This is a genomic window from Pollutimonas thiosulfatoxidans, assembly GCF_004022565.1.
Classification (GTDB): domain Bacteria; phylum Pseudomonadota; class Gammaproteobacteria; order Burkholderiales; family Burkholderiaceae_B; genus Pusillimonas_D; species Pusillimonas_D thiosulfatoxidans.
Genome location: NZ_CP022987.1, coordinates 58,040 through 71,684 on the forward strand (window position 1 = coordinate 58,040; position 13,645 = coordinate 71,684).

Annotated in this window: 14 protein-coding genes and 2 tRNA genes; 3 read left to right on the top strand and 13 right to left on the bottom strand. The window is 61.3% G+C overall.

All coding sequences use genetic code 11. The features are described from left to right. Nucleotides 1–34 precede the first annotated feature (34 nt). From CKA81_RS00285 to CKA81_RS17395, 6 genes are all read right to left on the bottom strand, one after another. A tRNA-Leu gene (locus CKA81_RS00285) sits at nt 35–119 on the bottom strand. Nucleotides 120–242: 123 nt separating this feature from the next. Then, nucleotides 243–2,273 (bottom strand): nitric oxide reductase activation protein NorD, encoded by a 2,031-nt coding sequence (locus CKA81_RS00290; RefSeq protein ID WP_128353504.1) that lies wholly within the window; start codon nt 2,271–2,273, stop codon nt 243–245. A gap of 24 nt (nt 2,274–2,297) precedes the next feature. Continuing rightward, nucleotides 2,298–3,146: a CbbQ/NirQ/NorQ/GpvN family protein gene (locus CKA81_RS00295; RefSeq protein ID WP_128353505.1), complete on the bottom strand. Its 849-nt coding sequence runs from the start codon at nt 3,144–3,146 to the stop codon at nt 2,298–2,300. Further along, on the bottom strand, nt 3,130–4,506 hold the full coding sequence (locus tag CKA81_RS00300; RefSeq protein WP_228255757.1) for a cbb3-type cytochrome c oxidase subunit I: 1,377 nt from the start codon (nt 4,504–4,506) through the stop codon (nt 3,130–3,132). The genes CKA81_RS00295 and CKA81_RS00300 overlap by 17 nt, the downstream gene beginning before the upstream one ends. A 45-nt stretch (nt 4,507–4,551) precedes the next feature. Next, entirely contained in the window at nt 4,552–5,436 is an 885-nt protein-coding gene (locus CKA81_RS00305) for a c-type cytochrome (RefSeq protein WP_128353506.1), read from the bottom strand. A gap of 13 nt (nt 5,437–5,449) precedes the next feature. Then, nucleotides 5,450–5,575, bottom strand: a complete 126-nt coding sequence (locus CKA81_RS17395; protein ID WP_257791475.1) for a hypothetical protein — start codon at nt 5,573–5,575, stop codon at nt 5,450–5,452. Between the two features lie 170 nt (nt 5,576–5,745). On the opposite strand from CKA81_RS17395, the gene htpG reads away from it, so the two are divergent. Beyond that, a complete protein-coding gene (gene htpG, locus CKA81_RS00310) occupies nt 5,746–7,659 on the top strand; it encodes a molecular chaperone HtpG (RefSeq protein ID WP_128353507.1) in 1,914 nt (637 codons plus the stop codon). A 57-nt stretch (nt 7,660–7,716) separates the two neighbouring features. Here htpG and ampD read toward each other — a convergent pair whose 3' ends face one another. Genes ampD through CKA81_RS00325 form a run of 3 tightly spaced genes read right to left on the bottom strand, consistent with a single transcriptional unit; the run spans nt 7,717 to nt 9,408 of the window. Beyond that, nucleotides 7,717–8,244, bottom strand: a complete 528-nt coding sequence (ampD, locus tag CKA81_RS00315) for a 1,6-anhydro-N-acetylmuramyl-L-alanine amidase AmpD (protein WP_128353508.1) — start codon at nt 8,242–8,244, stop codon at nt 7,717–7,719. A 56-nt stretch (nt 8,245–8,300) separates the two neighbouring features. Then, nucleotides 8,301–8,564 carry a PP0621 family protein gene (locus tag CKA81_RS17025; protein WP_164878303.1) on the bottom strand — a complete coding sequence of 88 codons (264 nt, stop codon included), beginning with the start codon at nt 8,562–8,564 and terminating at the stop codon, nt 8,301–8,303. Between the two features lies 1 nt (nt 8,565). Beyond that, nucleotides 8,566–9,408, bottom strand: coding sequence for a cytochrome C assembly family protein (locus tag CKA81_RS00325; RefSeq protein WP_128353510.1), 843 nt, complete (start codon nt 9,406–9,408; stop codon nt 8,566–8,568). Between the two features lie 95 nt (nt 9,409–9,503). On the opposite strand from CKA81_RS00325, the gene ffh reads away from it, so the two are divergent. After that, nucleotides 9,504–10,919, top strand: a complete 1,416-nt coding sequence (ffh, locus tag CKA81_RS00330) for a signal recognition particle protein (RefSeq protein WP_128353511.1) — start codon at nt 9,504–9,506, stop codon at nt 10,917–10,919. Here ffh and thiS read toward each other — a convergent pair. Genes thiS through trmB form a run of 3 tightly spaced genes read right to left on the bottom strand, consistent with a single transcriptional unit; the run spans nt 10,916 to nt 12,851 of the window. Continuing rightward, on the bottom strand, nt 10,916–11,116 hold the full coding sequence (gene thiS, locus CKA81_RS00335; RefSeq protein ID WP_128353512.1) for a sulfur carrier protein ThiS: 201 nt from the start codon (nt 11,114–11,116) through the stop codon (nt 10,916–10,918). The two genes, ffh and thiS, sit on opposite strands and share 4 nt — an antisense overlap. A 23-nt stretch (nt 11,117–11,139) precedes the next feature. Further along, the gene (gene pip / locus CKA81_RS00340; RefSeq protein WP_128353513.1) at nt 11,140–12,087 is read right to left on the bottom strand and encodes a prolyl aminopeptidase; all 948 of its coding nucleotides are present in this window, start codon (nt 12,085–12,087) and stop codon (nt 11,140–11,142) included. A gap of 8 nt (nt 12,088–12,095) precedes the next feature. After that, on the bottom strand, nt 12,096–12,851 hold the full coding sequence (gene trmB, locus CKA81_RS00345; protein WP_128353514.1) for a tRNA (guanosine(46)-N7)-methyltransferase TrmB: 756 nt from the start codon (nt 12,849–12,851) through the stop codon (nt 12,096–12,098). Nucleotides 12,852–12,953: 102 nt separating this feature from the next. On the opposite strand from trmB, the gene CKA81_RS00350 reads away from it, so the two are divergent. Beyond that, a tRNA-Gly gene (locus CKA81_RS00350) sits at nt 12,954–13,027 on the top strand. 34 nt (nt 13,028–13,061) lie between these two features. On the opposite strand, the gene CKA81_RS00355 is transcribed toward CKA81_RS00350, so the two are convergent. Then, nucleotides 13,062–13,625: a LuxR family transcriptional regulator gene (locus CKA81_RS00355; RefSeq protein ID WP_128353515.1), complete on the bottom strand. Its 564-nt coding sequence runs from the start codon at nt 13,623–13,625 to the stop codon at nt 13,062–13,064. Between the last annotated feature and the right edge of the window lie 20 nt (nt 13,626–13,645).

Here is a 13,645-nt window from a genome sequence, read left to right on the forward strand (position 1 = left end):
AGCTAAATACTTGTAAACACTGCGTATTTTAAGCTGGTGCCCGGGGCCGGAATCGAACCGGCACGCCTTGCGGCGGGGGATTTTGAGTCCCCTGCGTCTACCAATTTCACCACCCGGGCATTCAAGTAGATCGCCCCGAAGAATACGGGGCGTGGCAGAAAGGCGTAATTATACGCACAGTTCCAAACTTTCGCATGCCGCCACTGCCTCTAAAGCCCAGCCCTCTCACGACCAACCCGCCCCTAAACCGACAGCAATCGGCGCATCCAGTCCAGCAACACAGTCGGCAAGGCTTCCGGCTTATGCAGCAGCGCATATTGCCTGGCCCCAAAGATGGCGGGCAGGTAGCTGGCCGCCTGCCTGTCTATGGTCAGGCAAAACGGAAAGATGCCTTGCCGCTTGGCCTCGTCCACAGCCCGGCGCATGTCTTGCACGCCATACTGGCCCTCGTACTCATCGACATCATTGGGCTTGCCGTCGGACAGCAGCAGCAATAGTCGGTGCTGGGCGTTTTGCTGCATCAGGGTGGCGCTGGCGTGGCGTAGCGCTGCGCCAGCCCGCGTGTAGTACTGGGGCTCCAGCCCGGCGATGCGCAGGGCCACTTCCCCGCCATAGGCCTCGTCAAAGTCTTTTACGATGTTGACGGTAACGCCGCGCGGGCCTTCGCCGGAGAAGGCCTGGATGCAGTACGGCGCGCCCATTTTCTCCAGGGCGATGCTGACGAGTAACAGGGCTTCGCGTTCCACATCGATGATGCGTTTGTTGGCCGTCAGCCAAGAGTCGGTGGAGCCGCTGATGTCAATCAACAGCACGATGGCCAGGTCGCGTGCCTGGGGCCGCTGCTGTTTGTACAAGGCCTGGGGCATGGGCAGGCCGGCACGTACGTCGGCAAAGGCATCCAGGCAGGCGTCCAGGTCGATGTCGTCGCCGTCCAGCCGACGGCGCAACCATAGGCGCTCGGCTTGCAGCATTTCGAAGCGCTTGCGTATGGTGTCCAGCAACGCGTGGTGGCGCGCCAGCGTCTCGTCTATCCAGGCTTGGGGGCCATGGATGGCGGGTGTCAGGTGGACGGTGGCGCCGGGGTGGCGGTAGCCTTGTTGGCGGTAGTCCCATTCCGGGTAGCGCAGTTCCAGGCCTGTCTTGGCGCTGCTCTGTTGCTGCAGTCGGCTACGCTTGTCGGGCGGGTCGTCCGACAGCAATACCTCACGCGCCTTGCCGGGTGTGGAAACCAAACGCGCTTCGGGCAGCTCGGACAAGGCATCGGCAAACTCTTCAGCGGCGGTGTCTTCATCGCGGTCGGCGGGGCGCTGCATGCCCATCGGGTCTTCCGCTTGTTCCAGCGGCGGGCCGGTTTGCACCATCCATACCCCTTGGGGGCGGTCGTCCTCGTCCGGCTGGGCTTGTCGCTCTTTGGGGCGGCGCGGCATGCGGGCGCTGCGCGGGCGCTCGGGCTGCCCGGCATCGTCCGGCCCCGGTTGGATCTCGACAGCCTCAGGCGCTGCGGGCGGCAGCAGATCGCCGGTCCAGTAATCTTTATACAGTGCATGCGTGTGCGGCTTGCCTTGGGTGGCTTCCCGCGCTTGCTGCGATTCTGCAATAAGGGCGGCCGAAGCAGCAGAAGCCTGGGCGTCACGGCACCAGGGCAAGCCGGGTACAGGCTGGCCCACTGGCGCTTGCAGGACGGTTTGCACTAGTTGTTCCAGCGCGCGGCATGCCGGGGGCACGCGATGGATATCGGGCCTGTCTGCCAGACACCACAGCCGCAAGGCGTTCAGGCTGTCGCGGCTGCCGGGCAGCAGGCTCGCGATGGCTTCGTCGCAGGCCATGCCCTCCAGCAGTAAATACACGCCGCGCGTACGCGGGCAACTAATGCCGGCTGCTGCTGCGGCGCTGCCGCGTCGGGCCAGCATGGCCAGCCGTAGTGCCATGGCGCGATAGCGTTGCATGGCCAGGTTCAGGTCGGTGGTTTGAACATCGGGGGGCAACCACAGGCAGGCACCATTGGTGGCGGGCAGCGGTGTACGCCCTTGCGGCATGTCGTGCCGCCGGAAGATGCGTAGCAACAGGCTGGGTATGGCGGGTGTTTGCGCCGCCCGCAACGGGTAGCTGCTGCCGAAGGCGGCGCCGATCAGCAGGTCCAGGCGTTCGGCCACATCGCTCAATTCAACGGGCGGCGGTGTGTGTATGGGGCCGCGCTGGCGGCGCCACAGTTCGCGTGCGTAGATGGTGGCGTGTCGCGCTACATCGGTGATGACGTCTTCGGCTTCAGCCATGGTCGCCGGGCCCTTGCACTGCCGCTACGGGAAGCTTAGGTCGACCAGGTCATGCATGGCGCCGACCAGGGTGGCATCGTCCGACAGGGGCGCCACCAGCGCCACCTGGCAGGCCCGCTTTACCGGGATGCCGCGTGCGATCAGCATGGCGGTGGCCACCAGCAAGCGTGTGCTGGGCACTTCAGCCAGCCCGCGGTCGGCGAAGGAGCGCAGCTTTTCTGCCAGGCCGACCAGGGCTGCGCAGGTGGGGCGGTCCAGCTGGCTTTCCTGCATGACGATTTCTATTTCTTGCTGTGCCGGCGGAAAGTTAAAATCCAGTGCCACGAAGCGCTGGCGGGTGCTGGGCTTAAGGTCTTTCAGCATGCGCTGGTAGCCGGGGTTGTAGGACACCACCAGCTGAAAGCCCGGGGCGGCATGGATCAGCTCGCCGGTTTTCTCGATGGCCAGGCTGCGGCGATGGTCGGTCAGGGAATGCAGCACGACGATGGTGTCCTGGCGCGCCTCGACCACTTCATCCAGATAGCAGATGGCGCCGCTGCGCAGGGCGGTGGTCAGGGGGCCGTCGTTCCATTGGGTGCGATCATGCTGGATCAAGAATCGTCCGATCAGGTCGCTGGCGCTAAGGTCGTCATGGCACGATATGGTGATCAGCGGCCGCTGCAGCCGCCAGGCCATGTGTTCTACAAACCTGGTCTTGCCGCAGCCGGTAGGGCCTTTAAGCATGACGGCCAGCTGATTGGCGTGGCATTGTTCAAAGAGCTGTACTTCGTCGGCGCACGGCAGGTAATAGGGGGGCGCAGGGCTGGTCGACCGGGCGCCGTCTACGGCACCCTGGGCGCTTGCGCCGCTGCGCGCTTCAACGGCTTGCTTCATCGCTAAAGGCCTCACCCACAGTCGGGCTGCTAGCGTCATCGCCGCCCAGGCGCGGCACATGTCGGAAGAAGTCGTAGATGAACAGGCCCACGCCCACGGTAAACAACGAGGCCGTGGCCACCAGCATCAAGAAGTGCACCTGTATTTTCAGTTGGACATCCAGGTAGCCGATGCCCATTACGCGCTCCAGGTACACCTGGCCGATGCCGGCCGTTGCAAAAGACAGGGTCATGCCGAACATGCCGGCAATTTGCAGCCAGAAGGCCCAATAACCGATCGAGCTGCCTTGTTCGCGACGCCCCACCATCATCGTGGGCATGGCATAGGTGATAACGGCCAGGATGATCATGACGTAGGCGCCATAGAAGGCGGCATGGCCGTGCATGGCGGTAATCAGCGTACCGTGTGTCCACTTGTTGATGTCAGGAAAAGTATGCGCCAGGCCCAGCAAGCCGGCGCCGAACAAGGTGAACACGGCGCTGCCTATGGTCCAGTGCAACGCCAGGCCGTTAGGGTGGCGTACACCGGTGCGCCGTATGGCAGAGTAGGCGTAGATGGCCATGCCCACCAGCGCCACGGGTTCCAGCGCGCTGAAGAAGCCGCCCAGTGGCAGCCAGTATGCGGGCACGCCCACCCAGTAATAGTGGTGGGCGGTACCCAGGATGCCGGCAATGAACACCAGGCCCACGATCACATACAGCCACTTCTCCAGCACCTCGCGATCGGCGCCCGACAAACGGATAAGCAGGTAGGCCAGGAAGGCGCCCTGGATCATTTCCCAGACGCCTTCCACCCACAGGTGTATGGTCCACCAGCGGTAGTAGATGGACACCACGTAGTTTTCGTAGTGCAGCAGCGCAGGCAGGTAAAGCACGGCAGAGCTTGCCAGACCCAGCAGCAGCACGCCTTCGGTGGTGGTGAAGCGACCGGATCGCTTGATGGTCATGCCGATGTTGTACAGAAAGATCAGCATACAGATAACGATCACGATCTTGTGCGGCAGAGGCTGCTCCAGCAGCTTGTTGCCCGTGCCGTAGCCAAAGAGATAGCCGATGACTGCGGTAACGCCCATGATGGCCCACAGTATGAGCTGTATATACGCCAGCTTCACGCTATGCAGTTCCGCTCGCGATTCGTCGACGATCACCCAATAAGTGGCCCCCATGAAGCCCGTCAAGACCCAGACAATAAGTAGATTCGTGTGGATGGTCTTGGTCACGTCGAACGCCATGACGTTAAGCAGGGGATCGGGCCCGAGATACTTGGCGGCAGACAGCAGGCCGAACACCATTTGCAGCCCGAACAGGATCAAGGCCAGAGCGAAATACCAATAGGCGACTGACTGAGTTCTATAACGCATGGCGGCTCCTCGTTTGCAACGCAGCTTCCCCGTACCCGGAGTTCTTTATTTGAATGACATCAGATAGGCAACCAACTGGTCGATCTGCTCGCTGGTCAGGTCCTTGCCATATGAGGTCGGCATGAAAGACACGCTATTCGCCGAATACATCGGGCCGGGATGCAAGTAGGCGCTGGGGTCGACGATAGACTCGTGTACGAACTCTTCGGCCGTGGTGGCCTTGCCTTTGTAGTCTGGCGATGCAATGACCTCTTCTGCCCGGGTCGCCAGGCCAGCGAGCGTAGGTCCGGCCAGGTTCACGCCGGGGGCCGTCGAGTGACAGGCAGCACAGGTAGGTACCGCTGTCTTGAACAGCGCCTGACCCAAGGCGATGGGATCGTTGCCCGGCGAGACAGGGCGTGCGCCCGGTGGCAGCGATCCCGTGGCACCTTCCTCGGCGACAGTGGCCTCGCCGCGCTCCTGCTGTTGGGCGATGCTTAGGTCGGTGCCTGGTATGGAGCCGCCGGTAACCAAAATGGGCCGTGGCGGCCACCCTTGGTTGTCGACCTTGCTGACCCAATCCATAAAGGCAATCACGTCGGAAATTTCCTGATCGTTCAGATTGGGGTTGGGCATGAGCCGGCGGTGCGTTTGCTCGTCATAGAACTGCGAGGGATCTTTCATGAATGCCGTCAGATACGGCACACCGCGGTGCTGTGTGATCTTGGTAAGGTCGGGCGCGTAATAAGCGCCTTCACCAAAGATGGTGTGGCAGTTGATGCAGTTATTGGCGTGCCAGACGTCCTGGCCGCGCACGACTTCTTCGGTGATGGAGTCGGCGTTGGTCAATTCCGGAAACTGACGATGGCTGTCTACCGTAAGCACCAGGAACAACAAGCTGGCAACGGCGGTAGAGGCGATGGCGAAAATGCGGGTCTGGCGTTTGTTCATGGCAGCGTCCTCGTTAAACGCCGATACCGGACCAGTACATGAGCCCCATAACCGAGGCATAGCCGATGGCGGCAAGCATCAGCGCAAGAACCACAATGCTGACTAACCTTGATACGCGGTACAACGCACTTGTCTGCATGATCGCACTCCTTGACGGGGCCAGGTCGTTCCCGAAAGGTACACCGCAAGACCGAGGCAGAACGTAACAAGGTGTATCGCCAAGTTCTCTGTAGGCTTGAAAACCATGGGCCTGGCCCCCATGTTGCAAGAATCGCCTTCAACCTTTTTCTTTACAGACCAGATCGAACAATGACTCAAACAGACATCCACGAACAGTCGGAAACCCTGGGCTTTCAGGCCGAGGTCAAGCAGCTGCTGCACCTGATGATTCACTCCTTGTACAGCAACAAGGAGATCTTCCTGCGCGAGCTGGTGTCCAACGCGTCGGACGCCTGCGACAAGCTGCGCTTCGAGGCCATCGACAACCCCGACCTCTTTCAGGGCGATACGGATCTTCGCATCCGCGTCGAATACGACAAGGACGCCCGCACGGTCACGATTTCGGATAACGGCATCGGCATGACGCGTGACGAGGCCATTGCCAACCTGGGGACGATTGCGCGCTCGGGCACCAAGGAATTCTTCTCGCAGCTTACGGGCGACAAGCAGAAGGACGCCCAGCTTATCGGCCAGTTTGGCGTAGGCTTTTATTCCTCATTTATCGTGGCGCAGAAGGTGTCTGTGCTTAGCCGGCGCGCTGGCGTGGCCGAAACCGATGCCATCCTGTGGGAGTCCGACGGCCAGGGCGAGTTCTCTATCTCGCCGGTCGAGAAAGCCGATCGCGGCACCTCGGTCACGCTGTACCTACGCGATGGCGAGGACGATTTCCTGGGCGGCTGGAAGCTGCGCGAGATCTTGCGTCGTTACTCGGACCATATTTCGCTGCCCATCCAGATGCACAAGGAAGAGTGGGACGCCGAGAAATCCGAGCAGGTCAAGAAAAACGAATGGGAAACCGTCAACCAGGCCAATGCCTTGTGGACGCGTGCCAAGTCGGAGGTCACCGACGAGCAGTACCAAGAGTTCTACAAACACATCGCCCACGACTTTGACGATCCGCTGGCCTGGACCCACAACCGCGTGGAAGGGCGCAGCGAGTACACGCAGCTGCTGTTCATCCCCAAGCGCGCACCCATGGACTTATGGGACCGCGAAGGCAAGCGCGGCGTGAAGCTGTATGTGAAGCGGGTGTTCATCATGGACGATGCCGAGCAATTGCTGCCGACTTACCTGCGTTTTGTGCGCGGGGTGATCGACTCTGCCGACCTGCCGCTGAACGTCTCGCGCGAAATCCTCCAGGAAAGCCGCGATGTGCGGGTGATCCGCGAAGGTTCGGCCAAGCGCATATTGTCTTTGCTGGAAGATATGGCCGAGAACAAGCCCGAGCAGTACACCGAGTTCTGGACGCAGTTCGGCCAGGTACTTAAGGAAGGCACGGGCGAAGACACTAACAATAAAGAGCGCATCGCCAAGTTGCTGCGCTTTGCTTCGACGCAGGCCGAGGGTTCGGCGCAGACGGTGTCGCTGGCCGACTATGTGTCGCGCATGAAAGAAGGGCAAGACAAGATCTATTACGTCAGCGCCGATTCCTTCGCGGCAGCCAGCAATAGCCCGCACCTGGAAATCTTCCGCAAGAAGGGCCTGGAAGTGCTGCTGTTGTCTGACCGCGTGGACGAGTGGATGCTGTCCTATCTGCGCGAATTCGACGGCAAGCCGCTGGTGTCCATCGCCAAGGGCGGTCTGGACCTGGACACGCTGGCCGACGAAGAAGAGAAGAAGCATCAGGCCGAAGTGGCTGAAACCTTCAAGCCTTTGGTCGAGCGCCTGCAAACGGCACTGGGCGAAAAGGTGAAGGAAGTGCGCGTTACCAGCCGCCTGGTCGACTCCCCCGCTTGCGTGGTGGTGGACGAGAACGAGCTTAGCCCGCACTTGTTGCGCATGCTGCAGGCCGCGGGGCAGTCGGCGCCAGAGGTTAAGCCCATACTGGAAATCAATCCGGAGCACGCTTTGGTGGGCCGTTTGCAGGCCGCGCCGGAAGAGGACTTCAGTGAATGGGCCTTGCTGCTGCTGGATCAGGCCATGTTGGCCGAAGGCGCGGCATTGGCCGAACCCGCCGCCTTCGTCAAGCGCATGAACCGTCTGCTGCTGAATCAAACGGCTTAGTATTGGCTGTGTAGATGGGGGCCGCCTTCGGGCGGCCTTTTCGTGGGCGTCAGCCGTTCAGGCGGGGGGCAGTTGCTCGGGCAGCCAGCCGCTGCCGGCGCCGTAGCGCTGCCAGTCGAAGGCGAGACCGGGGTCGGTCTTGCGGCCGGGGGCGATGTGTTCATGGCCGCGCACATGCTGCAGGGGATAGCGTGCGCGCAGGGCGGAGGTCAGCGTGGTCAGCGCGTCATATTGGGCATCGGTGTAGGGCAGCTCGTCCGTGCCTTCCAGTTCTATCCCTATCGAAAAGTCGTTGCAGCGTTCGCGTTGGGCAAAGCACGACACACCTGCGTGCCAGGCGCGCTGGTCGGTCGACACGCATTGCACGATCAGGCCGTTGCGCCGAATAAAGAAGTGCGCCGATACGCGCAGGCCTCGCAGCCGATCCAGCCAGGAGTGCGAGTCGTAGTCCAGCCGGTTAAGGAACAGGTCAATAACCTCGGTGCCGCCGAACACGCCAGGCGGCAAACTGATGTTGTGGACCACCAGCAAGCTGATGTCGCCCCCGGCAGGGCGCTCGTCATGATTGGGGGAGGGCGCGTGCATTACCACGCCGGCCAGCGGTGTAAGCCAGCCATGCTTGTCCAGCGAGGGCTGGCAGGTCACTGATTGTGGCCCAGTCGGGCGTGCTCTTGGCTGCACCAGGTGCGGCCGTCGGTCAGCACCGCCTCGGAACGGGGCAGATGGATGCCGCAGTGCTCGCAGCGCACCATGGATTCCATGGGTTTGGTACCGGCTTTATTCTTGACCTTCTTGGGGTCTTTGTTGCCGTCCGCGATGTTCCTGCTGTGGTTGTAGTGCGCCAGCAGGCGGGCGGCCAGCAACAGGCCCATGATCAGCACTATCCAGAATAGTATTTTTCCCACATCAGCCTCGTTGCAGTATGACGTCAAGCACAAAACGGCTGCCAGTGTACGCCAGCAACAGGAAGGCAAAGCCCACCAGCGTCCAGCGCAGCGCAATGCGCCCGCGCCAGCCGCGTGTGTAACGGCCTATCAGCAGACCGCCAAATATAAACCACGACAGCAGGGTGAACACGGTTTTATGGTCCATGGGCACCAGTTCGTTGGTAAACGCCAAGGACACCATCGCCCCGGTGATAACCGTAAGCGTCAGGACGATGAAGCCGGTGCCGATCAGCCGGAACAGCAGAACTTCCTGAACCAGCAGAGGGGGCATGGATTCCAGAGCGCGAGCCAGCATGCTGCCGGTACCGGCTGGTTCGACCGGGCGGTGCAAGTGACGGTCCAGGGCTGTCATGAGCATGGCTTGGAGGGCAGCCACGGTAATCAGGCCATAGGCGGTGAAGGCGATAAGCAGGTGAATGCGCAGCCAGTCGCTGGCGGCGTGCGCCACATGGTGCCCGCCGGGAAATAAAGCGGCCATGGCAGTGACCACGGCGCAGGCAGGCAGTAAAATAAGCAGCAGCCCGTCGATGCGCATCAGCAGGCTTTGCACCCAGAACACCAGCATGCCCAGCCAGACGGCGGCCGACAAGGCCAGTGCCCAGCCCAGATGCAGGCTGGTGGGCAGCATGATGGATGTTTTCAGGCCGATGCCGTGCAGGACGATGGCGCCCGCCAGGCAAACGCGGCGCACATGGCCGGCGGAGACCTCTTCGCTGCTTCCGGATAGCGGTCGCCAAAGCGTAACGGCCAGCACGGCGTAAGCCAGCGCGGCCAGCAAGTGAAATACAATGCCAGCAGACATAGTCCCTTAAGTGTTATACCTTCCAGGGCAAGCCCCAAACCGGATCATTTTAGTCCGGTACCGCAAGATCAACCAGTTTAAGCGAAACCATCGTTATGCTCGATAACCTTACCCAACGCCTGTCGCGGGTCGTCAAGACCATGCGCGGCGAGGCCCGCCTGACCGAGGCCAATACGCAAGACATGCTGCGCGAAGTGCGCATGGCGCTGCTCGAGGCCGACGTCTCGCTGCCCGTGGTGCGCGACTTTGTCGCTAAGGTCAAGGAACGCGCCCTGGGCCAGGACGTTGCCGGCAGCCTGAATCCCGGCCAGGCGCTGGTGGGCGTGGTCCACAAAGAATTGACCGCCCTGATGGGCGGCGATCTGGGCGAGGAAGCCAGCGAGCTTTCCCTTGCCACCCAGCCGCCGGCTGTCATCCTGATGGCAGGCCTGCAGGGCGCGGGTAAAACCACCACCACCGGCAAGCTGGCCAAATGGCTAAGCGAAGGCGCCCACACGCAGGGCGGCCGCAAGACCGGCAAGAAGAAAGTGCTGGTGGTCAGCGCCGACGTGTATCGCCCGGCCGCCATCGAGCAGCTGCGCACGGTTGCTGAGCAGGTCAAGGTGGACTTCCTGCCCACCGACACTTCGCAGAAGCCCGAGCAGATTGCCACCGCCGCGCTGGATCATGCCAAGCGCCATCATTACGATGTACTGATCGTCGATACGGCCGGTCGTCTGGGTATCGATGACGCCATGATGCAAGAGATCAGCGCCTTGCACGGCTTGCTCAAGCCTATCGAGACCCTGTTCGTGGTCGACGCCATGCAGGGGCAGGACGCGGTCAACGTGGCGCGCGCTTTTGCCGATGCCTTGCCGCTTACCGGTGTGGTGCTGACCAAGCTGGACGGCGATGCACGCGGGGGCGCCGCCTTGTCGGTGCGTCACGTAACGGGCAAGCCGCTGAAGTTTGTGGGCGTATCTGAAAAGCTGGACGGCCTGGAGCCTTTCCACCCCGAGCGCATGGCGCAGCGGGTGCTGGGCATGGGCGACATCGTCTCTTTGGTAGAACAGGCGCAAAAGAATATAGACGTGGCCGAGGCGGAGAAGCTGGCCGCCAAGATGAAGTCGGGCACGCGCTTCGACCTCAACGATTTCCGCGAGCAGCTGCAGCAAGTCAAGAAGATGGGCGACATGGGTTCGCTACTGGAAAAGCTACCGGCTCAGTTTGCACAGGCGGCAAGCCAGATACAGGGCGGTCAGGCCGAGAAGCAATTGCGCCGCAGCGAAGGCATCCTTAATTCCATGACCCCGGCCGAGCGCGCCAAGCCCGAATTGTTGAAGGCCTCGCGCAAGCGACGCATTGCTGCCGGCGCCGGCGTGCCCGTGCAAGAGGTCAACCGTTTGCTGACTCAGTTCGACCAGATGCAGGGCATGATGAAACAGATGAAAAAAGGCGGCATGGCCAAGATGATGCGCGCCATGGGTGGCATGAAGGGCTTGGGGAAGGGCGGCTTCGGCGGCTTCCGCTAGCCCCCGCCCACCGCCACCACGATCTCCAGTTCGTCGCCTTCAGCCAGCGCGGTCTCGCCATGCTGGCTTTTAGGGACGATGTCGCCATTGCGTTCCACCGCAATGCGCTTGCCTTCATATTCCAGAAAAACAATAAGATCGGCAACCGTGCGGACCTGGTCCACTTGCATGGGCTTGCCGTTAAGAATGATGTTCATGTCGTTGATGCTCCTGCGATCGCTTATGCCGGCACTTTGCCGGCAAATTTATCGGTAGCGGCCAGCAAGTGCTGCAAGATGCCCGGTTCGTCGAAGGCGTGGCCGGCATCGGGCACCAGATGGAACTCCGCTTGCGGCCAGGCTTTATGCAAGGCCCACGCGGTCACGGCGGGGGTGCATACATCGTAGCGGCCCTGCACGATCACGCCGGGTATCTGATGCAGCTTATGCGCGTCGCGCAATAGCTGGCCCTCTTCCATGAAGCCCTGATGCACGAAGTAGTGGTTCTCGATGCGCGAAAAAGCCAGGGCGGATTCATCGGCCGATTGCTCGCGCCGCTGCGCCTTGTTGGGCAGCAGCGTAATCGTGCGGCTTTCCCACTGCGCCCAGGCGTGCGCGGCCTCTAGTTGCACCTTGCGATCCGTGCCGGTCAGGCGGCGGCGGTAGGCGGCAATCAGGTCACCGCGCTCGGCTACCGGTATGGGGGCCAGGTAGTCCTCCCAGTAATCGGGAAACAGCTTGGATGCGCCTTCCTGGTAGAACCACAATAGCTCGGGCTGTTGCGCGGTGAAGATGCCGCGCACGATCAGCTCGCTGACCCGCTCGGTGTGCTTTTGTGCATAAGCCAGCCCCAGGGTAGAACCCCACGAGCCGCCAAAGACCAGCATCTGTTCGGCCTCCAGCACTTCGCGGCGCAGCCTTTCCATGTCGGCCACCAGGTGCCAGGTTGTGTTGTTGTCCAGGCTGGCGTGCGGGGTAGAGCGGCCGCAGCCGCGCTGATCGAACAGCAACACCTTGTAATGCTCAGGGTCGAACAGGCGGCGGTGTACGGCCGAACACCCGCTGCCCGGTCCGCCGTGCAAAAAGATAGCGGGCTTGCCCTCGGGGTTGCCGCAAAGTTCCCAATACACTTGATGGCCGTCTTCAGTGTTCAAGAAGCCATGGGCATAGGGTTGTATTTCCGGATACATTGATTTCCTTATCGGGCTGGTCGTGTGAAGATCAAGTCCCACACGCCATGGCCCAGTCGCAGGCCTCGCGTTTCGAATTTGGTTTGTGGGCGGAAGTCTGGCCGTGGCGCGTAGCCGCTGGCGGTATTGACCAGCAGGGGCTCGCCGCCCAGCACTTCCAGCATCTGTTCGGCGTAGTTTTCCCAATCGGTCGCGCAATGAATATAGCCACCAGGCTTGATGCGACTGGCCAGCAGGCTGATGAAGGCGGGCTGAACCAGGCGGCGCTTGTGATGGCGGGTCTTGGGCCAGGGGTCGGGAAAGTATATGTGTACGCCGGCCAGGCTGTCGGGTGCGATCATGTCGCGCGCGACTTCCACCGCGTCATGCTGGATGATGCGGATATTGGTCTGCCCGGATTCTTCAATGCGTTTCAGCAGCGCACCTACGCCCGCATTGAACACTTCCACGCCCAGGAAATTGTCATCGGGCCGGGCTTCCGCGATTTTCTGCGTGGTCTCGCCCATGCCGAACCCTATCTCCAGGATGGTGGGTGCCTGGCGGCCGAATGCCTTTTCAAAATCGAGGATGCTCGGCCGATAGGGTATGGACCATTGCGGCATCAGGCGATCCAGCGCTTCGCGCTGTCCGGGGGTGATGTGCGCACGCCGGTGTACAAAGCTGCGGATATGCGTCGTGCCCGACAGCGCTGTCGAGGTCGTGACCTCGGGCGCACCGTCGTCGGGCGCCGCGCTGTCTGAGGGGGCGGTGGGTGTTGTGATCATGGACTGAATTGTAATGATTGCGGCCGATGCTTTCAGGCGGGCGGGAGGGCGAATAGGTTCAAGCTATAATTCTAGCCCGCGCCGCTCCTGGAAGCGCGATCAGCGGGTGTAGTTCAATGGTAGAACGGCAGCTTCCCAAGCTGCATACGAGGGTTCGATTCCCTTCACCCGCTCCAGATTCATACCGTTGGGAATAGCGAGCTAATTAACTTAATGCTCCGGATTCGTAACCATAATGATTTTTGACACCAACTCGGCCGTATTCTTCGCGCCGAGCTTTTTCATCAGCCGGCCGCGGTGCACTTCGACGGTGCGGTGCGAAATCCCCAATACCTGTGCGGTTTCCTTGCAGGTCAATCCATTGACGATATAGCCGGATATCTCCTGCTCGCGGCGGGTTAGGTCTGCCGTTTTGATGGGATTGTGATGTATGCGTTCGAAGCTCCAGATCATCAGGTCGAAGGGCTCCGTTGGCGTCAGCGTGACGCCGCGCGCGCGGGCCCAAAAGATCTGGCGATCACGGTGTTGCATGAAGCGTTCGTCTTCATAGGTGGTCTTGTCGCGCAGCGCCCGCAGGCAGCGGTCGCCAATTTCGTAATAGTCGGCGCTGCTGGGGTAGAGCTTCAAGATCAGCTCGCCTTCCAATTCTTCCACTTCGTAGCCGAATAGGGCGGCGAAGGCTTGATTGCAGCGAAGGATGTGCCGGCGTTCCGTAATAATTTGCGGCGCCGGCGATTCCCGAAACGCCAATTCTTCTAGATTCTGGCTGGGCATGGTTTTCCCTTAGCTACGTA

Excerpts from the sequence above, each read along its gene's own strand:
- pip (WP_128353513.1), bottom strand. The coding sequence starts at position 12,087 with ATGTATCCGGAAATACAACCCTATGCCCATGGCTTCTTGAACACTGAA.
- CKA81_RS00305 (WP_128353506.1), bottom strand. The coding sequence starts at position 5,436 with ATGAACAAACGCCAGACCCGCATTTTCGCCATCGCCTCTACCGCCGTT.
- CKA81_RS00325 (WP_128353510.1), bottom strand. The coding sequence starts at position 9,408 with ATGTCTGCTGGCATTGTATTTCACTTGCTGGCCGCGCTGGCTTACGCC.
- CKA81_RS00355 (WP_128353515.1), bottom strand. The coding sequence starts at position 13,625 with ATGCCCAGCCAGAATCTAGAAGAATTGGCGTTTCGGGAATCGCCGGCG.
- CKA81_RS17395 (WP_257791475.1), bottom strand. The coding sequence starts at position 5,575 with ATGCAGACAAGTGCGTTGTACCGCGTATCAAGGTTAGTCAGCATTGTG.
- thiS (WP_128353512.1), bottom strand. The coding sequence starts at position 11,116 with ATGAACATCATTCTTAACGGCAAGCCCATGCAAGTGGACCAGGTCCGC.
- trmB (WP_128353514.1), bottom strand. The coding sequence starts at position 12,851 with ATGATCACAACACCCACCGCCCCCTCAGACAGCGCGGCGCCCGACGAC.
- CKA81_RS00295 (WP_128353505.1), bottom strand. The coding sequence starts at position 3,146 with ATGAAGCAAGCCGTTGAAGCGCGCAGCGGCGCAAGCGCCCAGGGTGCC.
- htpG (WP_128353507.1), top strand. The coding sequence starts at position 5,746 with ATGACTCAAACAGACATCCACGAACAGTCGGAAACCCTGGGCTTTCAG.
- ampD (WP_128353508.1), bottom strand. The coding sequence starts at position 8,244 with ATGCACGCGCCCTCCCCCAATCATGACGAGCGCCCTGCCGGGGGCGAC.
- ffh (WP_128353511.1), top strand. The coding sequence starts at position 9,504 with ATGCTCGATAACCTTACCCAACGCCTGTCGCGGGTCGTCAAGACCATG.
- CKA81_RS00300 (WP_228255757.1), bottom strand. The coding sequence starts at position 4,506 with ATGCGTTATAGAACTCAGTCAGTCGCCTATTGGTATTTCGCTCTGGCC.
- CKA81_RS00290 (WP_128353504.1), bottom strand. The coding sequence starts at position 2,273 with ATGGCTGAAGCCGAAGACGTCATCACCGATGTAGCGCGACACGCCACC.